Genomic DNA, 20,665 nt, shown 5'->3' with positions numbered 1-20,665 from the left:
GTTATTGTAAGATCCAGTCCTCGACGGCCGTGATCCGGCCCTGTTCAAGGTAAACGCGGGGCACCCGGCGGGAAACGCCGCAGAGCACCTCGTAGGAAATGGTATCGGTCTTGCGGGCGATGTCCTCGGCGCTGTCGCTGACTTCGCCGCCCCAGAGGATCGCCTCGTCCCCCTCCTGCACATCCGGCAGGGCGGTGACGTCCACCATGAGCTGATCCATGCAGACCCGGCCCAGCACGGGGCAGGGGGTGCCGTGGATCTCCACGATGCCCTTGCCGCAGCTCAGCTGGCGCGGGTAGCCGTCGGCGTAGCCGGTGCAGAGGGTGGCTACCTTGGTGGGCTTTTCGGCGGTGAAGCGGCGGCCATAGCTGGTGGACTGGCCCGGCTGCAGCTCCTTGACCATGCTCACCACGGTCTTGAGCTTCATCACGGGGCGGAACTTGCCGAAGCGTACTTCGTCGCTGGGGTCGAAGCCGTACAGGATGATGCCGGGGCGGGCCATGCAGGAAGCTGTGATCTCGCCCTTGGGCCACTCCGGGTGGAGCATGACCCCGGCGGAGTTGTCGCAGTGGACCAGCGGCGGCTCCTGCCCAGCGGCCTTCAGAGCCTTGTAAGCGCGGACAAAGAGTTGATACTGCTCGTTTGTATACGCAATGTTGTCGGCGCTGTTGTCATCCGCCACGGCGAAGTGCTGGAACAGGCCGGTCATATGGAGACCGGGCAGGGCGCAAGCTTCCAGCATTTCCGCAATGGCCTTGTCGAAGTCGGTGCGGAGCGCAAAGCCGATGCGGCCCATACCGGTGTCGGCCTTGAGGTGGATGTCCACCTGCCCGCCCGCGGCCACAGCGGCGGCGCTCAGCGCCTTGGCCTGCGGCAGGGAGTAACAGGCGGCGGTGATGTGGTGCTCAATGAGGGCAGCGGCGAACTCCGGCTCCACATGGCCCAAGATGAGGATGGGCAGGGTCTGGCCCGCCCGCCGCAGCTGCATGGCCTCGGCAAGGCAGCTGACGGCCAGCCACGCGGCCCCCTCCTCGGCGAAGACGCGGGAGCACTGGACCGCGCCGTGGCCGTAGCTGTCGGCCTTGACGACGGCGCAGAGGGGCAGACTGCCCGCCCGCTCCTTCACGGCGCGGAAGTTGGCGCGCAAAGCGTCGAGGTCGATCTCGGCCCAGACGTGTTTTTCAAAATTCGTTGTCTGCATGAAACATTCCTCCAAACGCGCATCTGGCTTCAGGACAGGGAAACGCTCTCGACGAGATTCACGATATCGCTGATGGAGGCCAGCTTGGTCAGGCCGGAAACGTAGATGACGTCGCCGCTGTCGTACTCCACGGTGGCAAGGACGGCATAGTAAGCCTGAATGTCGCACCGCACAGCGGTAACGGTGGCTCCGTCTACCGTGATCTTGACCTTGCGCGGGCTGATGACGCCGTAAGCGCTTTTCAGGTCGGACTCCGACTGGCCAATGTAGTCCTCATAGGTGGAGGCATCGCCCCGCTGGAACAGCACCACCTGATAGTTGGCGTTGTCGCTGTCGGTGCCGGAGGCCAGCCTGAGCGCGTGGCCGAGGGTATCGTCTTCGGCCATCTCGCAGACGGGCCAGACGGCGCTTTCGTAGTTCAGTACGATGCCGTTGTCGGCGGTGTAGTGGGTATCGGGGGTTGCGGGGGTGCGGCGGTTGACCACCAGCGTCAGCACAAAATAGGCCAGCGCACCCAGCAGGACGATCACGCCCATCGCCAGCAGCAGTTTGGAAGCCCGCTGCTGGGAGGAGTCCTGCGATGGAAGGTTCTTCGGCATGGAACGATCTCCTTTTTACAATATCTTATATAGTATAGCACAACTTCTGCCAAAATTGTAGCGCCGCGGCGCAGAAATCTGCCCCCGGACGCAAAAATCGTGTTTGAAAATGCGATTTTCAAAATCAAGAGATTTCAAGAGAAAACGAGAGATTTTGAGAGAACTGAAAATCTGCACTGAAAAAATCTAAAAATTCTGTTGACAGGCGCGTTTTTGTGATGTATACTGACACTCGCGCTCCCAAAGGGCGCCTGAACCGTTAAAACACTTATCAGGAGGAAATAGATATGAGCACTACTCTCGTCAAGCCCGCTGAAGTCGAGCGCAAGTGGTATCTGCTCGACGCATCCGGCAAGAGTCTGGGTCACGTCGCTGCTGAGGCCGCTGTTCTGCTGCGTGGCAAGCAGAAGGTCAACTACACCCCCAACGTCGATTGCGGCGATTACGTTGTCGTCATCAACTGCGACAAGGCTGTTCTGACCGGCAAGAAGGCCGAGCAGAAGTTCCACATCACCCACAGCAAGTTCATCGGCGGCCTGAAGAAGATCCAGTACAGCAAGCTGATGGCTGAGAACAGCGATCTGGCGATGACCTACGCGGTCAAGGGCATGATCCCTTCCAACACCATCGGTGCTAAGGCTCTGACCCGTCTGCACTGCTATCAGGGTGCTGAGCACGCTCACGCCGCTCAGAAGCCCGAAACCGTCGAGTTCTAAGAAGGAGGCAATCGAATATGTACGAAACCAAACCTTATTTCTACGGCACTGGTCGTCGTAAGAATTCCGTTGCCCGCGTTCGCGTTTACACCGGCACCGGCAAGATCACCGTCAACGACCGTGACATCGACAGCTACTTCGGTCTGGAGACCCTGAAGCTGATCGTCCGCTCTCCGCTGGTCCTGCTGGGCCTTGAGGGCAAGTATGACGTCGTCGTCCGCGTTTCCGGCGGCGGTGTTTCCGGTCAGGCTGGCGCAATCCGCCACGGCCTGAGCCGCGCCCTGCTGCAGCAGAGCGATGAGAACCGTGCAGTCCTGAAGAAGGCTGGCTTCCTGACCCGCGATCCTCGTATGAAGGAACGTAAGAAGTACGGTCTGAAGGCTGCTCGTCGTGCACCGCAGTTCTCCAAGCGCTAATCTACAACTTAAAAATGCTAAAAAGCTCGGAAATACGCAATTTTCCGGGCTTTTTCTATACCCAAAATTCTGCATGGACTGTTCGGTTTTGATGAAATTTGAACGGAAATTTATGGGTTTATAGTGGTCAAATTACTGGTGGACAAGCCCATTTTGACCACTTAATTGCTGGTTAAATATAGCAAGGGATAATGACAAAAATTAGTAGGAGGAATATATGATGTTTGATTGTGGTTTACAGAATATTTTCCGGCTGAAAAACGGACAGTCCCGTTCCATCAACTGGGAAAACCGGAACGGAGAAAAAGGAAAAGGCGGCATGGCATCCAGCGATCTTGGTCCGTCCAGAAAAGGTTCCCCGTGTATCCCGAAAATAGAAGCAGGAGAGACCGTAACACTTGGTGAGATTCAGGGAGAAGGCATGATTCAGCACATCTGGATCACCGTTATAGACCGTACCAGTGAACGGAACCGTTATGTTCTGCGGGATCTTGTTCTGCGCATGTACTGGGACGATGAAGAATTCCCATCCGTTGAATGCCCGCTTGGCGATTTCTTCTGCTGCGGCTTCGGTGTTTCCTATCAGGTAAACTCAGTCCCGATTGCTGTCAATCCGACCCGTGGTTTCAACAGCTATTTCCCGATGCCGTTCCGTAAAAACGCCCGTATTACCATTGAAAATCAGTGCGATGAGCCGATTCCGGCCTTCTTTTATCAGATCGACTATTGCCTGACAACGGTTCCGGAGGATGCTGCCTATTTCCATGCCCAGTGGCGTCGTCAGCGCATAACGGAAAAGGCAAAAGACTACGTTGTCCTCGACAACATCAAAGGGAAAGGCCAGTACGTTGGAACTTATCTTGCGCTTACCAGCCTCGAACGCTACTGGTACGGAGAAGGTGAGATGAAATTCTACATTGATGGAGACAAGGATTATCCAACCATTTGCGGAACCGGAACAGAAGATTACTTCGGCGGTGCATGGAGCTTTGCAACACAGCAAAATGGCCAAACCGTTGAAAATCAGTACTGTACTCCGTATCTTGGCTATCCTTACTACTCTAGCCACGATACCTTCCTTCATAATGATTACCACAATGATGATCAGATGCCGCAACGCAGCTTCTACCGCTGGCACCTTCTTGATCCTATCCTTTTTGAGAAGGACCTTAAGGTAACTCTGCAGCAGATTGGTGCCGGTCACGGAGGTCTTTTTGAACGTCAGGATGATGTCGCTACCACAGCTTACTGGTACCAGACGCATCCTCATGTACCATTCGCGCCACTCATGTCCAGAAAAGAGCGCTGGCCAAGATGATTTTTGACTATCATTCTTCGCCATCTGCCCATACGCTTTTTTTCCACAAGACGGAAGCGATAAGCAACGCCCCCGGAACCGCGCGGTTCCGGGGGCGTTGCGTTACTTGTGCTCCTTCAGCTTGCAGAAGTAGTCATCGGCTTCGATGGCTTCCGGCGTGAAGGAATTGTTCTTCCACCAGCTGATAAGGGCGGCTGCCACGGTCAGGCCGGTGGAGACCAGCTGCTCCAACTGGGCCGACTCGATGGGCAGCATCGCGTGGCCGGTGGCGCTGAGGACCTGATTGGTCAGCGCCAGCGCCAGCGCAGCGGTGCGGGCGATGGTGGCGGGTGCGATCTTGTGGTTCATAAAATCTCCTTTCGTTTGTGTCCGGCTCAGCCCGCTTGGAAGGTGCCGAGGCCGGTGCGTTTGCAGATCGCGGGGTAGTCCTTGGCGGCGTCGCTCAGATCCACAGGGCCGTCGATGCCCGCCACCCGGCCTTTGCTGGTGTACTGCCACATCCCGTGGGGGCGGGTGGGGCATTTGCCGCGGTAATCGGCGAGCCAGAGGTCGTAGGCGGTGAGGGCGTCCATCGCAAGGGCAGTGTCCGCGAAATTCGTGTAGGTGTAGACCATGGCGTAGAGGTTCCACGCTTCGAGCTGGGCGGCGGCTTCGGCCACGCGGGCGGCGAGGGCTTCGGGAGCCAGCACCCGCAGCCCGGCGCTTTCCACGTCGATGGCGAGGGGGTACTGGAACGTTTTGCCCTCCAGCGCAGCGCGCAGGGCGGCCAGCTCTTCGGCCGTCTGCCGGGGCGTGACGGCACAGGTGTAGTAGTAGCCGCCCACCGGGATGCCCCGGCTGGTGCACGCCGCATAGTGTTCTTCGAACATGGGGTCGAGGTAGGGCTTGCCGTTCTTGCTGCCCAGCACCCGGAGCATCACGCCGTCGATTTTGCCGCTGCGCTGCACCGCGTCCCAGTCTATGCGGCCCTGCCAGCGGGAGACATCCAGCACCGTCAGCGGGGGAGTTTTGCGGTCCTTTTGGGTCATGGATCAGACCTCCTTTCTGCGTCTGAACCGATTGTACAGCGGGGCGGCGGAATGCGGAAGTGTGGTCTTTTTTATTGCGGTTTTTTGCGTTTCGGCATTTTGCCAAGGTGACATTTTCGGGCTGGAAAACGGGACGAAAACAACACCTTTTTGGAAGTAATTCGGGCCATTTTTTAGGGTGGAAAATGGCGTCCGTGAATGGTTTGTTTCGCCTAAAACAGAGGGAAATTCGCTCGAAAAATGCCGGTAAGATCCAATTGAAATGTTAAAAAATCGTGAACAAACAAGGCCCGATTTTTGTAAAAAAATCGGAAAGAAACGCTCGAAATTCCTCTTTCTGAGTGAAAACTATGTACAAAATTCACAAAAAACTATGTTAAGAATATAGCAAACTCGAAATGCCCGATTTGACAAATCGGTTTCGGTCTGTTAAAATAGCTCCCGCTCAACAGACGTTGCAGCGTATAAAATTTATCACGTTGAAGTGAAATGCCGTCTTACGGCTCCCGGACACGGAGGGGAAAAACTCTGTGCAACGGCGGGTGATGGAAGGCCCGCATCGTATTCCAAACTGTAAAAAGAGAGGAGTTGTTCCGTATCGCTTCCGTCAAATTTAAGAAAGCATTGAGCAGCGGCACCCGTGCCGCCGCTCCCCGTGTGCTGGCGTTCTGCGTCATGGCTGTGAGCCTCGTGTTCACGCTGGCTGTGACCGCCGCGAATCTGCGGCTGACCTACGTCACTGACTCCTATGGTGCGCGGCAGCTGGTGGTCAGCGCTGACAGCGACCCCGCCCGCGTGATGAGCCTTTCCGGCATTGAGGCCGAAGAGGGCGACCATGTATATTACACCGCGTTCAGCGGCAGCCTCGCTTCCCTGAACATCGAGCGCGCATTCACCGTGACCATTCAGGCCGATGGTCAGGAATACCCGGTCAAGCTTGCCTTTGGCACCGTGGCCGATGCGCTGGAGCGTGCCGGCATCACGCTGGACGCCGACGACTACACCGAACCGGCCCTTGACCAACTGGTGACGGCGGGCAGCAACATCGTTGTCCACCGGGTCGATTATCAGGACAAGGTCGAGACACAGGCCATCCCCTACGACACCCAGTATGTTTATACCAGCCTGTACTTCCGCAACACCGGCCGCGCAACGACCTTGCAGCACGGTGCAGAGGGCCAGCAGGCAGTCACCACCCGCGAGCGCTGGGTGGACGGCGAGCTGGAGAACAGCACGGTGGTTGACGTGACCACCACCGTCGAACCCACCGATCATGTCGTCAAGACCTACGGCGTGGGTGCGCCCGTTTCGCCCCTGACCGGCGCGGACGGCACCACCAACGCCCCCGCTTCCTACAGCAAAGTCCTGACGGGCAAGGCCACCGGTTATTATTCCAAGACCGGCAAGGGCTCCTCGGGTCTGGGTCTGGGCTACGGCACCGTTGCCGTGGACCCCGATGTTATCCCCTATGGCACCCTGTTGTATATCACTTCCACCGATGGCCGTTTCGTTTACGGTTACGCCATCGCCACCGACACCGGCATCGCCGTCCAGAAGGGCGAGATCCTCGTGGATCTGTTCTACGAGACCTATGCCGAGTCGGTCATCAACGGGGCCATTCAGGTCAATGTCTACGTTGTAAGCTGAAAATCGAACATCCTACGCACACGGAATGAAAAACACATCCGGTTCGTTCTCTTTTTGCATTTTGCGCAGAGAATGAGCCGGATGTGTTCTTTTTATTCTATATTCTGTCAGGTTTGCCTATAAAATTTGCGTAAAATTGGATATGTTGTATATATCGAAAAAATATCAACGAAAAGATTATGGTACATTTTCTGGAAAAAGCCTTGAAAATTGCGCGAAAATTCTTTAATATAAGAGAGTAAAAAGGTATGGGCCCCTCTGCGGCCTGTACGGGGAGGAGCTGTTTATGAAACCGACGGAAGAAAAAATCCACGCGGACCCTTCGGATCTGCCGATTTATCTGTTCAAGCAGGGAAATAACTGCGAAGCATACCGTTACTTCGGTGCGCATATCGAGACTCGCGCCGGAGAGTCCGGCGTGGTGTTCCGCGTCTGGGCACCTCATGCCACCGCCATCAGCGTGGTGGGAGATTTCAACAGCTGGAAACCGGGCAGCCACCCGATGCGCAAGGTGGACAACGACTCGGTGTGGGAGCTGTTCATCCCCGGCATGAAAGAATATGACGTTTACAAATACTGCGTGACGACCCGTGCGGGCGACCTTGTCTACAAGGCCGACCCCTATGCGTTCCACGCTGAGACCCGCCCGTCCAACGGCAGCAAAGTCTACGACCTGAGCGGCTTTGCGTGGCACGACGAAGCATGGCAGGAGGCCCAGAAGAAGACCGATGTCATCAACGGGCCGATGAATATCTACGAGATGCACGCGGGCAGCTGGAAGACCAAGGGCGAGAATGTCCCCTACAACTATTCCGAGCTGGCCGACCAGCTCATCCCGTACATCAAGGAGATGGGCTACACCCACGTGGAGCTGCTGCCCGTCATGGAGTATCCCTTCGATGGAAGCTGGGGCTATCAGGTCACGGGCTATTTCGCCCCCACCAGCCGCTACGGCACCCCCAAGGACTTCATGGCCTTTGTGGATAAGCTCCATGAAGCCGGCATCGGCGTCATCATGGACTGGGTGCCCGCCCACTTCCCCAAGGACCAGTTCGGCCTGTACAACTTTGACGGGGAGCCCTGCTATGAGGACCCGAACCCCAAGCGCGGCGAGCACAAGGAGTGGGGCACCATGGTGTTCGACTTCGGCCGCAGCGAGGTGCAGAGCTTCCTGATCTCCAGCGCCCTGTACTGGCTGGAGCAGTATCACATCGACGGTCTGCGCGTGGATGCCGTGGCCTCCATGCTGTATCTGGACTACAACCGCAAGCAGGGCGAGTGGGAGCCCAACAAGGACGGCGGCAAGGAAAATCTGGAAGCCGTGGCCTTCCTGCGCAAGCTGAACAACACGATTCTGGGCCGCCACCCCCACAAGTACATGATCGCGGAAGAATCGACCGCATGGCCCATGGTCACCAAGCCCGCTTCGGACGGCGGCCTCGGCTTCAACTTCAAGTGGAACATGGGCTGGATGAACGACATGCTCAGCTACATGAAGACCGACCCGCTCTTCCGCGCAGGCAACCACAACAAGGTCACCTTCAGTTTCTTCTACGCCTTCAGCGAGAACTTCGTGCTGCCCATCAGCCACGACGAAGTCGTGCACGGCAAGGGCAGCCTCATCAACAAGATGCCCGGTGACTACGAGGCCAAGTTCGCAAACCTGCGCACTTTCTTCGGCTACATGATGGCCCACCCCGGCAAGAAGCTGCTCTTCATGGGGCAGGAGTTCGGCCAGTTCACCGAGTGGAGCGAGGAAAAGCAGCTGGATTGGATGCTGCTGGGCTACGACAAGCACACCGAGCTGCAGACCTACGTGAAGACGCTGAACGCCTTCTACAAAGAGCACCCTGCCTTCTGGCAGATCGATTACAGTTGGGAGGGCTTCCAGTGGATCGTCCCGGACGACTTCCAGCAGAGCGTCGTCGCCTTCCTGCGCAAGGATGCTGCGGGTAAGCAGATCCTCGTGGTCTGCAACTTCAACCCCGTCCTGCGCGAGGGCTACACCCTCGGTGCACCGGTGTCCGGCACCTACAAGGAAGTGCTGAACAGCGACGACGAGGCCTTCGGCGGTTCGGGCACGGTCCACAACAAGTCCGTCCGCACCCATAAGAAGCCGCTGCACGGCTTTGAACAGAGCATCACCATCACCCTGCCGCCCATGAGCACCCTGTACTTCGAGGTGCCCACCAAGCGCACCCGCAAGGCGGCAGATAAGGCGGAGACGGCGGAAAAGACGACGGCCAAGAAGAAGACCGCAGCCAAGGCCGAGAAGCCCGCAAAGGCGGAAAAGGCCCCCAAGAAGACCACCCGCACCACCAAGGCAAAGGCAGCTGCCGCAGCCGAGGAAGCGCCGGGCAAGGCCGAGAAAGCCGAAAAGGCTGCAAAACCCAAGAAAGCCCCCGCAAAGGCCAAGGCGGAAGCGGAAGCTCCTGCGGAGAAGCCCAAGCGCACCCGCAAACCCAAAGCAGAGGCGGCTCCGGCGGCGGAAGCTGCACCGGAAAAGCCTGCACGCAAGCCCCGCGCCAAGAAGGCTGCGGAGCCCAAGGCGTCCGAAAAATAAGCCGGACGCACCACGCACATCGTTAGACCATTTCCAATTTCAAACCAATCCGGAAATGTGTAAAAGGGGAGAATAAAGCTATGGCAAAAGAAATTGTGGCAATGATCCTTGCCGGCGGACGTGGCTCGCGCTTGTATGCGCTGACACAGAAAACGGCAAAACCGGCGGTCGGCTTCGGCGGCAAGTACCGCATCGTGGACTTCCCGCTGTCCAACTGCGTGAACTCCAACATCGATACCGTTGGCATCGCGACCCAGTATCAGCCCCAGAAGCTGAACGAGTACATCGGCAACGGTCAGCCTTGGGACCTCGACCGTCTGCACGGCGGCGTCCACACCCTGCCGCCCTATGAACAGGCCAAGGGCACCGACTGGTACAAGGGCACCGCAAATGCCATCTACCAGAACATCAGCTTCATCGATAACTATGACCCGGAATACGTCATCATCCTGTCCGGTGACCAGATCTGCAAGCAGGACTACGCCGACTTCCTCCGCTTCCACAAGGAAAAGGGTGCGGAGTTCTCCGTCGCCGTCATGGAAGTCGATTGGAAGGAAGCTTCCCGCTTCGGCCTGATGGTCGCGGACGAGAACGACAAGATCACCGAATTTCAGGAGAAGCCCCCGGTGCCGAAGTCCAATCTGGCATCCATGGGCATCTACATCTTCAACTGGGATGTGTTGAAGAAGTATCTGGAAGAGGACGAGGCAGACCCCAACTCCAAGAACGACTTCGGCATGAACATCATCCCCGCCCTGCTGCGTGACGGCCGCAAGATGTACGCTTACCGCTTCAACGGTTACTGGCGCGACGTCGGCACCATCGACAGCCTGTGGGAAGCCAATATGGAGGTCCTCGACCCGGAGAACTCCGGCATCGATATCTTCGATAAGGCTTGGAAGATCTACAGCCGCAACCCCGTTCTGCCCGCACAGAAGATCGGCCCCCGTGCCGTCGTGCAGGATTCCCTCATCACCGAGGGCTGCCAGATCTACGGCCGCGTCAAGCACTCCGTCCTGAGCGCCGGCGTCGTCGTGGAAGAGGGCGCGACCGTTGAGGATGCCGTCCTGATGGATGGCGTCGTGGTCAAGGCGGGTGCTGTGGTCAAGCGCTGCATCCTCGCTGAAGATGTGGTCGTGGGCGCCGGTGCAAAGATCGGTGGCGACGGTGCCATTGCACACGTTGGCACCGGCCTGACCGTCGGCGCGGGCGCAACCATCAAAGAGGGCGCCAAAGTATTTGATTCCGTTAAGGAGGGCGAGGAAGTATGCTGAGCCAGAACAACAATGCGTTGGGCATCATTTTCCCCAACAGCTATGATACCACCGTGCCGGAGCTCGTCACCGAGCGAGCCATGGCATCCATCCCGTTTGCCGGCCGTTACCGCATGGTGGACTTCGTGCTTTCCAGCATGGCCAACTGCGGCATCTCCAACGTGTCCATCGTGGTGCGGAAGAACTACCACTCCCTGATGGACCATCTGGGCACCGGCCGTGAGTGGGATATGGCCCGCCGCCACGGCGGCCTGAACATCGTGCCCCCCTTCGCTGAGAAGGGCGTGCGCATCTATTCCGGCCGTGTCGAGGCTCTGGGCTCCATCCTGAACTTCTTGGAGAACCAGAAGGAGAAGTACGTCGTCATGAGCGATGCCAACATCGCCATCAACTACGACTTCAACGCCCTGCTGGCCGCCCATCAGGCAAGCGGTGCCGATGTGACCATCGCTTACCAGAAGACTGAGATCCCCGAAGGCCGTAAGAACGACAACTACACCCTGACCGTCGATGCTGACGGCCGCGTGACCGAGCTGCTGTTCAACGATTACCGCCCCGGCGTCCAGAACCTCGACCTGAACATCTACGTTCTGGAGCGCGAGACCCTGATCAAGCTGGTCAAGGATGCCACTGCCCGCGGCCTGATCTACTTTGAGCGCGACATCCTCGCCCACAATGTCAACATCCTGAACATCCGTGCGGTGGAGTACACCGGCTATGTGGCTCACATCTGCGATATGAAGAGCTACTTCGACGAGAACCTGAAGCTCATCGACGAGAAGAACCTGAACGCACTGTTCCCCAAGAGCAGCCCGGTCTACACCAAGATCCGCGACGACAACCCGGTCCGCTACGTCACCGGTTCCGCCGTCACCAACTCTCTGCTGGCCGATGGCTGCGTCATCGAGGGCACCGTCGAGAACTGCGTGCTCTTCCGCGGCGTCCGCATCAAGAAGGGTGCCGTCGTCAAGAACTGCGTCCTGATGCAGGACACTATCGTGGAGATCGGCGCACAGCTGGACTGCGTTGTGACCGATAAGAACGTCCGCATCACTGCGGGCAAGAAGCTGTCCGGCACCGAGAGCTTCCCGGTCTACGTGCAGAAGAACCACATGGTCTGATGACCTTCCTTTGATTTTTTCACAGGGGCGGCTCCCTCCCCGGTAGCCCCTCTCGAAAAGAGGGGCGGGGGCATTTTGTGCCCCCGCCCGCTCTTTTTTAACCGCTTTTCTGGAAAGGAGCGATCTTATGAAAATCCTGTATGCTGCTTCGGAAGCGACTCCCTTTGCCAAATCCGGCGGTCTGGCCGACGTTGCAGGTTCCCTGCCGAAGGCACTGGTCAAGGACGGCGTGGATGCCCGCGTCATCATGCCGCTGTACGGCGACCTGAAGATGCGCGATAAGCTGGAGTATGTCACCAACTATTCCGTGCCCGTGGGCTGGCGCAGCCAGTACTGCGGCCTGTTCAAGGCCGAGGTCAACGGCGTGACCTACTACTTCCTCGACAACGAGTATTACTTCAAGCGCCGCGGCCTGTACGGCTTCTACGATGACGGCGAGCGCTTCGCCTTCTTCTCCCGCGCTGTGCTGGAGACGCTGTTCTACATCGACTTCACCCCGGACATCATCAACTGCAACGACTGGCAGACCGCGCTGGTGCCCGTTTACCTGAACCTGTACTACCGCCATCTGGATAAGTTCAACCGGATCAAGACCATCTTCACCATCCACAACATCGCCTATCAGGGCAAGTACGGCACCGACATTCTGGAGGACACCTGCGGCATCGGCCGCCGTGACCAGCACATCGTGGAGTACGATGGCTGCGCCAACTTCATGAAGGGTGCCTTCGAGACCGCCGATAAGATCACCACCGTCAGCCCCACCTACGCACAGGAGATCCTCGACCCGTGGTTCAGCTACGGTCTGGACGCCCTGCTGCGGGAGAAGCAGTACAAGCTGTGCGGCATCCTGAACGGCATCGACATGGACGCCAACAACCCCGCCACCGACCCGATGATCCCCTTCAACTACGACGTCACCAACTGCGTGGAAGGTAAGGCCAAGTGCAAGGAAGCGTTGCAGGATAAGTTCGGCCTGCACAAGGACGGCAGCCCCGTCTTTGCTATGGTCAGCCGCATGGTCGGCATGAAGGGCTTCGACCTCGTCCAGAGCATCGCCGACGGTCTGGTGGACCGCGGCATCGAGCTGGTCGTTCTGGGCAGCGGCGAGGGCCAGTACGAGAACTTCTTCTCCGAGCTGTGCGCACGCCACCCCGGCCGCGTCGGCACTTACATCGGCTTCGAACCCGCCCTCTCGCAGGAGATCTATGCGGGCGCAGATGTCTTCATCATGCCGTCCAAGAGTGAGCCCTGCGGTCTGGCTCAGATGGTCGCCTGCCGCTATGGCACGCCTCCCATCGTCCGCGAGACCGGCGGTCTGCGGGATTCCATCCACGACTGCACCCTCGGCGAGGGCAACGGCTTCACCTTCGCGGGCTACAGCGCCCACGAGCTGTATGACGCATGCTGCCGCGCACAGGACCGCTACTACAACAAGGAAGACTGGAACAACCTCATCAAGTACGATATGGAGTGCGACTTCAGCTGGGATCTCTCCGCGAAGAGCTATGAGGGCCTGTACAACGAGACGGCAAACCTCTGGTAAGCCGAAAAATCGAAATTCTTTTTCACCCCGCCGGGTTCGGTCACACGAGCCCGGCGGGGCTTTTTGCACAAAGAACTCATTCGTTTTTTGGTCATGATGCTGCCTGTGGCGGACAAAATCCGTCTGCTGCGGACAGTTATGAAGTAAGAATAAACAAACTATGAAGTTTTACTAGAATTCAGTGGAAAATTGATTGAAAAATCCGACGCTTTGAATTATACTATCCCTATAAGATTCTTTGACAAAAAAGATTCTTTGCGAAAGAGCTGCCGCATGGTGTGCGCTTCGCAGCCAAAACCAGAAGGAGGAACACCGTTGAAAGGCCTGTACAAAGCGCTGGAGGATATCGTCTGGCTGACCCAGCTGGGGCTGAATATGCTGCTGCCGCTTTTGCTGTGCTTGGGCGGCTGCTGGTGGGCCACGAGCCATTGGGCGTGGCCGGAGTGGGTGTACCTTCCGGGCATTTTTCTGGGGCTGGCTGCGGGGGCACAAAATTTCTGGGTCTTTGCCAAGGAGCGGATGGATCGCGCCAAAAAGGACAAGAATCATCGTGTCGGCTTCAACTCGCATCAATGAACGTTGGAGGGTTTGCTATGAAATTGCAGCCGGAATCCAAAAAAGAACTGCTGCGCATCACCTGCGGCACCGCCGTCTGCACGGCGGCCATGTGGGTGATCTTCGCGGCGCTGCATCTGGTGGGCTGGGTCAAGTTCGACGATACCGTTGTGCTGGGCGGGCTCGTGGGTGCAGCCGTCGCCGTCGCAAACTTTGCGGGCATCTGCTTCGTCGTGCAGAAGATCCTTGACGAGCCGGACGAAAAGCGCCGCAAGGCAAAATTGCAGCTTTCCCACAACAGCCGGATGCTGATGCAGGCCGTCTGGGTCATCGTGGCCATCGCTGCCCCCTGCTTCCAGCCGTTTGCCAGTGTCCTGCCGTTGTTTTTCCCTCGGATCACCATTTATTACCTGCAAATAACGGGCAAGTATAAGCCCCTTGCAGCGGCCCCCGCGCAGGACGTCTCGGTGGAAGACGCTCCGGCCGAGGCCCCTGCACAGGCCGAAGCTCCCGGTGAAAAAGGGGGTGAAACCTAACAAATGGAACTGAACGGCGCAAAGATCCTGTATACCATCCATACGAATATCCCGGTGCTGGGAGATCTCAAGATCACCCAGACCCTCGTGAGCACGTGGATCGTGATGGCGCTGCTGACGGCGCTGGCCTTCTGGCTGGGGCATGACCTGAAACTGGAAAATGTCTCCAAGCGGCAGGCCGCCGCCGAGTTCATCGTAGAACGGCTGGATCAGTTCGTCCGTGACAATATGGGAACTCATTTTGACCAGTATATCCCGCTGGTCGGCGCAATCTTCGCGCTGAGCATCGGGTGCAACCTGATCAGTGTGGTGGGCCTGTGGAGCCCGACGGCTGACCTCAACACCGAGGCCGCATGGGCCATCGTGGTCTTCGTGCTGATCATGTACTACAAGATCAAGACGAACGGCATCCTTGCTTACCTGAAAGGGCTGCTCGACCCCATCTTCCTCATGGCACCCATCAACGTCCTGTCGGAGATCTCGACCCCCGTCAGCATGGCGTTCCGTCACTTTGGCAATATCCTGTCCGGTACGGTCATTTCCACCCTGCTGTACTGGGCGCTGGCAAGCCTGAGCCATGTCGTGTTCGGCTGGCTGCCCGGCTTCCTGAGCCAGCTCCAACTGTTCCAGATCGGCATCCCGGCCTTTACGGGCCTGTATTTCGACTGGTTCGGCGGCTGTATTCAGGCGTTCATCTTCTGTACTCTGACCACCATCTTCATCAAACGTGCTGCCGGTGAGGACTAAATCCGGCATCCCCCAACACAATTTTTCAGGAGGACAACTATTATGACTGACTTTCAACTTCTGGCTCGTGGTATCGCTCTGGCTGGCTGCGGCATCGGCGCAGGTCTTGCTCTGATCGCTGGTATCGGCCCCGGCATCGGCGAAGGCAACGCCGCCGCTGCGGCTTGTGAGGCCGTTGGCCGTCAGCCCGAATGCAAGAGCGACGTCACCAGCACCCTGATCCTCGGCGTCGCACTGTCTGAGACCACCGGTATTTACGGCTTCGTCACCGGTCTGCTGCTGATCTTCCTCGCACCCGGTATGTTCATGAACTATCTGGGCTGAGCGCTCCCCGAAAAAATATAAAAGAAAGGGGAGACGCTTATGCAACTTTATCAGGCACTGATCACGCTGGACGGCTGGACTTTCGTGGCCCAGATCTGCAACCTGATGATCCAGCTCGTGATCTTCAAAAAGCTGCTGCTGAACCCGGTCAAAAAGGTCATTGCCGAGCGCAAGGCCAAAGCCGACAGCCAGATCGCGGACGCCGAAAAGCTCCGCACCGAGGCCGAGGCCATGAAGGCGGAGTATGAGCAGAACCTGCAGAATGCCCGCAATGAGGCCAACCAGATCGTCGCATCGGCCCAGAAGACTGCGGCTGCCCGCAGCGAAGAGCTGCTGGGCGAGGCCCGCGCACAGGCCGCTGCCCTCAAGCAGAAGGCCGAAGCCGACATTGCGCAGGAGCGCAAGAAGGCTGTGAACGAGGCCAAGGACGAGATCGGCGGCATGGCGATGGAGATCGCCTCCAAGGTGGTCGAGCGCGAGATCAAGGAAGCCGACCACAAGGACCTGATCGACGAATTTATCAAAAATGTGGGTGAAGCATCATGACCGAGATCGCAAGGATGTACGGCGGAAGCTTGTACGACCTAGCAGCGGAGGAAGGGCTGGAGACCCGCATTCTGGGCGAGCTGGACGAGGTTTCGGCCATCCTGAAGGGTGACCCGGAGTACCTCCACCTGCTCAGCATCCCCAGCATCCCGAAAAAAGAGCGCTGCGCCCTGCTGGACGAAGCGTTTCGGGGCAAGGTCCACCTCTATGTGCTGAACTTTCTGAAGATCCTGTGCGAAAAGGGCACCCTGCGGGAGCTGCCCGGCTGCGCACGCGCGTTCCGCGTGAAGTACAATCAGGCCCACGGCATCCTCGAAGCCACGGCGACCTCCGCCATCCCCATGACGGCGGAGCAGACCGAACGGCTCCACGAGAAGCTGGAGGCCGTGACCGGCAAGAAGATCGACCTGAAGACCAAGGTTGAGCCGGGCGTGCTGGGCGGCATCCGGCTGGACATCGAGGGCACCGAGCTGGACGGCACGGTGCAGAACCGTCTGGCCAGCCTCCGCCGCAGCATCGCAGGGATCACCGTTTAATCCGCCCCAATAATCTGAACAAAGAATTGAGTGGTGAATACAAGACAATGCAACTGAAACCTGAAGAAATCTCCAAGATCATCCGGGCGCAGATCAAGCACTACGAAAACGTGATCGAGCAGAGCGAGGTCGGCACGGTCATCATGGTCGGTGACGGTATCGCCCGCGCCAGCGGTCTGGAAAAGTGCATGGCCGGTGAGCTGCTCCAGTTTGATAACGGCGAATACGGCATGGCCCAGAACCTTGAGGAGAACACCGTCTCCATCGTTCTGCTGGGCTCCGACGTCGGCATCAAAGAGGGCAGCACCGTCAAGCGCACCGGAAAGGTCGTTTCCGTGCCGGTCGGCGACGCCATGATCGGCCGTGTTGTCAACGCACTGGGCCAGCCCATCGACGGCGCAGGCCCCATCGAGACCACCGAGTTCCGCGCCATTGAGAGCAAGGCTCCCGGCATCATCGACCGCCAGCCCGTCAAGGAGCCGCTCCAGACCGGCATCAAGGCCATCGACTCGATGATCCCCATCGGCCGCGGCCAGCGCGAGCTCATCATCGGCGACCGTCAGACCGGTAAGACCACCATCGCCGCCGATACCATCATCAACCAGAAGGGCAAGGACGTCATCTGCATCTACGTGGCCATCGGCCAGAAGCGCTCGACCGTGGCGAACCTCGTCCAGAGCCTGACCGAGGCCGGGGCCATGGGCTACACCATCGTCGTGTCGGCCACGGCGTCCGAACTGTCGCCGCTGCAGTATATCGCCCCCTACTCCGGCTGTGCTATGGGCGAATACTTCATGTACAAGGGCAAGCACGTCCTCATCATCTACGACGACCTGTCCAAGCACGCGGTGGCTTACCGTGCCCTCTCGCTGCTGATCCGCCGTCCGCCGGGACGTGAAGCTTACCCCGGTGACGTCTTCTATCTGCACTCCCGTCTGCTGGAGCGCGCGGCCAAGCTCTCCAACGAGCTGGGCGGCGGCAGCCTGACGGCTCTGCCCATCATCGAGACGCAGGCGGGCGACGTTTCCGCCTACATCCCGACGAACGTCATCTCCATCACCGACGGCCAGATCTTCCTTGAGACGGAGCTGTTCCACTCCGGCGTCATGCCGGCAGTCAACCCCGGCATCTCGGTGTCCCGCGTCGGCGGCAACGCCCAGATCAAGGCCATGAAGAAGGTCGCGGGCACCCTGAAGCTGATCTACTCCCAGTACCGTGAGCTGCAGTCCTTCGCGCAGTTCGGTTCCGATCTGGACGCCGACACCAAGGCGCGTCTGGCACAGGGCGAGCGCATCGTGGAAGTGCTCAAGCAGAACCGCTCGGCACCCGTAGCCGTGGAAAAGCAGGTGGCCATCCTGTATGCGACCATCCACGATTACCTCGTGAAGATCAAGGTGCCGGATGTGGCAGAGTACGAAAAGGGCCTGTACGAATATCTCGACAACAATGCCGACGGTGCCAAGGTCATGGAGACCATCCGCACCACCGGCAATCTGGACAAGGATACCGAGGAAGCACTCAAGGGCGTTCTGTCCACTTACACCGAGAGCTTCGTCAAGGCGCACTGAGGGAAGGAGGCGTAACGCATGGCAGGTTCCATGAAGGACATCAAGCTGCGCATCAAAAGCGTAGAAAGTACCATGCAGATCACCAAGGCCATGGAGCTGGTGGCTTCCTCCAAAATGCGCCGTGCCAAGGAGCGTGTCGAACACAGCCGCCCCTATTTTGAGACGCTGCACGAAACACTGACCGGCATTGCGGCGGCGGACCCCCGCGCCCGCAACCCGTATCTGCGCCGGGACGAGATCAAACGCACCCTGCTCATCGTCATCGCAGGCGACCGCGGCCTTGCGGGCGGCTACAACAGCAACGTGCTGAAACAGGCCGACGCGCAGGAAGGCCCCGTTACCGTGCTGCCCATCGGCAAGCGGTCGGCGGAATATTTCGCCCACCACGGGGCCGACCTGTTCACCGACGAAGTGCTGCTGGCGGCAGAGATCTCGGTGGGCGAGTGCTTCTCCCTCTCCCGTAAGATCACCGAGGGCTTTTTGAAAGGCGACTACGACGCGGTGAAGATCTGCTACACCCGGTTCGACTCGATGATGACCCAGACGGCGGCCACCATGGAGGTGCTGCCCCTGACCATCGAGCCTACCGAGGAGCAGAAGGCCGCCGCCCGCCGCAGCCAGATCTTGTACAAGCCCAGCAGCGAGGAAGTGTTCCGTGCCATCATCCCCGAATATGTTGCGGGCATCGTCTACGGTGCCGTGTGCGAGAGCGTGGCCAGCGAGTTGGCCGCCCGCCGCACCGCCATGGACGCCGCGACCAAGAATGCGGGCGAAATGATCGACCATCTGAATCTGTATTACAACCGCGCCCGTCAGGCCGCCATCACGCAGGAGATCACGGAGATCGTGGCCGGCGCGGAGATTTAACGAAAATGAACCTCTCCGTCAATGCTTCGCATTGCCACCTCCCCTAATAGGGGAGGCCTTGGCAGTCGGATGAAGCTTGCTGGATACGCCAGAGGCTCCCCTACTAGGGGAGCTGGCGAGCCGAAGGCTCGACTGAGAGGTTAGAAAAGGAGTTGTAGCCTATGTCCGAAAAACACATCGGCAAGGTGATCCAAGTCATCGGCCCGGTGCTGGACATCCAGTTCGAGGATGGACAGCTGCCGGAGCTGCTCAACGCCATTGAGATCGACAACCACGGCGAGAAGCTCATCGTCGAGGTGGCCCAGCTGACGGGCGACAATGTGGCCCGCTGCATCGCAATGAGCAGCACCGATGGCTTGGTGCGCGGCACCGAGGCCGTGGATACCGGCGAGTCCATCAAGGTGCCCGTCGGCGACCAGTGCCTAGGCCGCGTGTTCAACCTGCTGGGCGAGCCGGTGGACAACAAGCCCGCCCCGGAAGCCGAGGCCTATTGGCCCATCCACCGCCCTGCCCCCAGCTACGAGGAGCAGCAGTCCACCACTGAGATCTTGGAGACCGGCATCAAGGTCGTTGACCTGATCTGCCCCTACGCCAAGGGCGGCAAGATCGGCCTGTTTGGCGGTGCCGGCGTCGGCAAGACCGTCCTGATCCAAGAGCTGATCTATAACATCGCCACCGAGCACAACGGCTACTCGGTGTTCACCGGCGTCGGCGAGCGCACCCGTGAGGGCAACGACCTCTACGGCGAAATGACCGAGAGCGGCGTCATCAACAAGACCGCGCTGGTCTACGGCCAGATGAACGAGCCCCCCGGAGCCCGTATGCGCGTGGCACTGTCCGGCCTGACCATGGCGGAGTACTTCCGCGACGTCAAGAATCAGGACGTGCTGCTCTTCATCGACAACATCTTCCGTTTCACGCAGGCCGGTTCGGAAGTTTCGGCTCTGCTGGGCCGTATGCCTTCCGCCGTCGGCTATCAGCCCACGCTGGCCACCGAGATGGGCGCTCTGCAGGAGCGCATCACCTCCACCCGCAAGGGCTCCATCACCTCGGTTCAGGCCGTCTACGTTCCCGCCGACGACCTGACCGACCCGGCTCCCGCCACCACCTTCACCCATCTGGATGCCACCACGGTCCTGAGCCGTGATATTGCCTCGCAGGGCATTTACCCGGCCGTGGATCCGCTGGATTCCACCAGCCGCATCCTCAGCCCCGAAGTCGTGGGTCAGGAGCATTACGAGGTCGCCCGCGCCGTCCAGAAGGTTCTGCAGCGCTATAAGGAGCTGCAGGACATCATCGCCATCATGGGCATGGACGAGCTGAGCGAGGAAGACAAGCGGACTGTCAGCCGCGCCCGCAAGGTGCAGCGCTTCCTGTCCCAGAGCTTCCATGTGGCAGAGCAGTTCACCGGTATGCCCGGCCAGTATGTGCCGCTGAAGGAGACGCTGCGCGGCTTCAAGATGATCCTCGACGGCGAGTGCGACGACCTGCCGGAGAGCGCCTTCCTGTTCGCGGGCACCATCGACGACGTGTTCGCCAAGGCGAAGAAGGGGTAAA

General features: G+C 58.8%; 21 protein-coding genes. 17 read left to right on the top strand and 4 right to left on the bottom strand.

Annotation, left to right across the window (positions count from 1 at the left end):
- Nucleotide 1: 1 nt before the first annotated feature.
- Together alr and C4N23_RS05080 are read right to left on the bottom strand one after the other, a co-directional pair.
- Nucleotides 2-1,201, bottom strand: a complete 1,200-nt coding sequence (alr, locus tag C4N23_RS05085) for an alanine racemase (protein WP_112144535.1) — start codon at nt 1,199-1,201, stop codon at nt 2-4.
- Nucleotides 1,202-1,230: 29 nt separating this feature from the next.
- Nucleotides 1,231-1,800: a hypothetical protein gene (locus C4N23_RS05080; RefSeq protein WP_112144533.1), complete on the bottom strand. Its 570-nt coding sequence runs from the start codon at nt 1,798-1,800 to the stop codon at nt 1,231-1,233.
- A gap of 287 nt (nt 1,801-2,087) precedes the next feature.
- Here C4N23_RS05080 and rplM point away from each other — a divergent pair, with 287 nt between their 5' ends.
- The 3 genes from rplM (at nt 2,088) to C4N23_RS05065 (ending at nt 4,250) form a co-directional block, all read left to right on the top strand.
- Nucleotides 2,088-2,516 carry a 50S ribosomal protein L13 gene (rplM, locus tag C4N23_RS05075; RefSeq protein ID WP_055192058.1) on the top strand — a complete coding sequence of 143 codons (429 nt, stop codon included), beginning with the start codon at nt 2,088-2,090 and terminating at the stop codon, nt 2,514-2,516.
- 17 nt (nt 2,517-2,533) lie between these two features.
- On the top strand, nt 2,534-2,932 hold the full coding sequence (gene rpsI, locus C4N23_RS05070; protein WP_055192056.1) for a 30S ribosomal protein S9: 399 nt from the start codon (nt 2,534-2,536) through the stop codon (nt 2,930-2,932).
- 217 nt (nt 2,933-3,149) lie between these two features.
- A complete protein-coding gene (locus C4N23_RS05065) occupies nt 3,150-4,250 on the top strand; it encodes a glycoside hydrolase family 172 protein (protein WP_342587741.1) in 1,101 nt (366 codons plus the stop codon).
- A 102-nt stretch (nt 4,251-4,352) separates the two neighbouring features.
- Here C4N23_RS05065 and C4N23_RS05060 read toward each other — a convergent pair whose 3' ends face one another.
- Nucleotides 4,353-4,598 carry a phage holin gene (locus tag C4N23_RS05060; protein WP_055192053.1) on the bottom strand — a complete coding sequence of 82 codons (246 nt, stop codon included), beginning with the start codon at nt 4,596-4,598 and terminating at the stop codon, nt 4,353-4,355.
- 26 nt (nt 4,599-4,624) lie between these two features.
- Nucleotides 4,625-5,278 carry a GH25 family lysozyme gene (locus C4N23_RS05055; RefSeq protein ID WP_112144528.1) on the bottom strand — a complete coding sequence of 218 codons (654 nt, stop codon included), beginning with the start codon at nt 5,276-5,278 and terminating at the stop codon, nt 4,625-4,627.
- 588 nt (nt 5,279-5,866) lie between these two features.
- Here C4N23_RS05055 and C4N23_RS05050 point away from each other — a divergent pair.
- The 14 genes from C4N23_RS05050 to atpD all read left to right on the top strand — a co-directional run bounded on the left by C4N23_RS05050 (nt 5,867) and on the right by atpD (nt 20,664).
- Nucleotides 5,867-6,925 (top strand): resuscitation-promoting factor, encoded by a 1,059-nt coding sequence (locus C4N23_RS05050; RefSeq protein ID WP_242983727.1) that lies wholly within the window; start codon nt 5,867-5,869, stop codon nt 6,923-6,925.
- A gap of 286 nt (nt 6,926-7,211) precedes the next feature.
- Nucleotides 7,212-9,488, top strand: a complete 2,277-nt coding sequence (gene glgB / locus C4N23_RS05045) for a 1,4-alpha-glucan branching protein GlgB (RefSeq protein ID WP_112144526.1) — start codon at nt 7,212-7,214, stop codon at nt 9,486-9,488.
- An 80-nt stretch (nt 9,489-9,568) separates the two neighbouring features.
- A complete protein-coding gene (locus C4N23_RS05040; RefSeq protein WP_112144524.1) occupies nt 9,569-10,762 on the top strand; it encodes a glucose-1-phosphate adenylyltransferase in 1,194 nt (397 codons plus the stop codon).
- Nucleotides 10,756-11,883, top strand: coding sequence for a glucose-1-phosphate adenylyltransferase subunit GlgD (glgD, locus tag C4N23_RS05035; protein WP_112144521.1), 1,128 nt, complete (start codon nt 10,756-10,758; stop codon nt 11,881-11,883). The genes C4N23_RS05040 and glgD overlap by 7 nt, the downstream gene beginning before the upstream one ends.
- 127 nt (nt 11,884-12,010) lie before the next feature.
- A complete protein-coding gene (locus tag C4N23_RS05030) occupies nt 12,011-13,429 on the top strand; it encodes a glycogen synthase (RefSeq protein ID WP_112144519.1) in 1,419 nt (472 codons plus the stop codon).
- Nucleotides 13,430-13,744: 315 nt separating this feature from the next.
- Nucleotides 13,745-14,005 (top strand): AtpZ/AtpI family protein, encoded by a 261-nt coding sequence (locus C4N23_RS05025; RefSeq protein WP_242983726.1) that lies wholly within the window; start codon nt 13,745-13,747, stop codon nt 14,003-14,005.
- Between the two features lie 17 nt (nt 14,006-14,022).
- Nucleotides 14,023-14,520, top strand: coding sequence for an ATP synthase subunit I (locus tag C4N23_RS05020; RefSeq protein ID WP_055187657.1), 498 nt, complete (start codon nt 14,023-14,025; stop codon nt 14,518-14,520).
- 3 nt (nt 14,521-14,523) lie between these two features.
- Nucleotides 14,524-15,267, top strand: a complete 744-nt coding sequence (locus C4N23_RS05015) for a F0F1 ATP synthase subunit A (RefSeq protein WP_112144514.1) — start codon at nt 14,524-14,526, stop codon at nt 15,265-15,267.
- Nucleotides 15,268-15,309: 42 nt separating this feature from the next.
- Complete coding sequence (gene atpE / locus C4N23_RS05010; protein ID WP_055187653.1) at nt 15,310-15,591, top strand: ATP synthase F0 subunit C; 282 nt, start codon at nt 15,310-15,312, stop codon at nt 15,589-15,591.
- A 39-nt stretch (nt 15,592-15,630) separates the two neighbouring features.
- On the top strand, nt 15,631-16,137 hold the full coding sequence (atpF, locus tag C4N23_RS05005) for a F0F1 ATP synthase subunit B (RefSeq protein ID WP_055187651.1): 507 nt from the start codon (nt 15,631-15,633) through the stop codon (nt 16,135-16,137).
- Complete coding sequence (atpH, locus tag C4N23_RS05000; RefSeq protein ID WP_055187648.1) at nt 16,134-16,673, top strand: ATP synthase F1 subunit delta; 540 nt, start codon at nt 16,134-16,136, stop codon at nt 16,671-16,673. Before atpF ends, atpH begins: the two co-directional genes overlap by 4 nt.
- 47 nt (nt 16,674-16,720) lie before the next feature.
- Complete coding sequence (atpA, locus tag C4N23_RS04995; protein ID WP_055187646.1) at nt 16,721-18,241, top strand: F0F1 ATP synthase subunit alpha; 1,521 nt, start codon at nt 16,721-16,723, stop codon at nt 18,239-18,241.
- Nucleotides 18,242-18,259: 18 nt separating this feature from the next.
- The gene (atpG, locus tag C4N23_RS04990; protein WP_112144511.1) at nt 18,260-19,108 is read left to right on the top strand and encodes an ATP synthase F1 subunit gamma; all 849 of its coding nucleotides are present in this window, start codon (nt 18,260-18,262) and stop codon (nt 19,106-19,108) included.
- Between the two features lie 161 nt (nt 19,109-19,269).
- The gene (gene atpD / locus C4N23_RS04985) at nt 19,270-20,664 is read left to right on the top strand and encodes a F0F1 ATP synthase subunit beta (RefSeq protein ID WP_055187642.1); all 1,395 of its coding nucleotides are present in this window, start codon (nt 19,270-19,272) and stop codon (nt 20,662-20,664) included.
- The last annotated feature ends 1 nt before the right edge of the window (nt 20,665 follow it).

The organism is Faecalibacterium hattorii (genome assembly GCF_003287455.1).
GTDB classification, from domain to species: Bacteria; Bacillota; Clostridia; order Oscillospirales; family Ruminococcaceae; genus Faecalibacterium; species Faecalibacterium hattorii.
The sequence above is the reverse complement of the archived record's forward strand: the minus strand, read 5'-3'. Positions and strand labels throughout refer to the sequence as shown.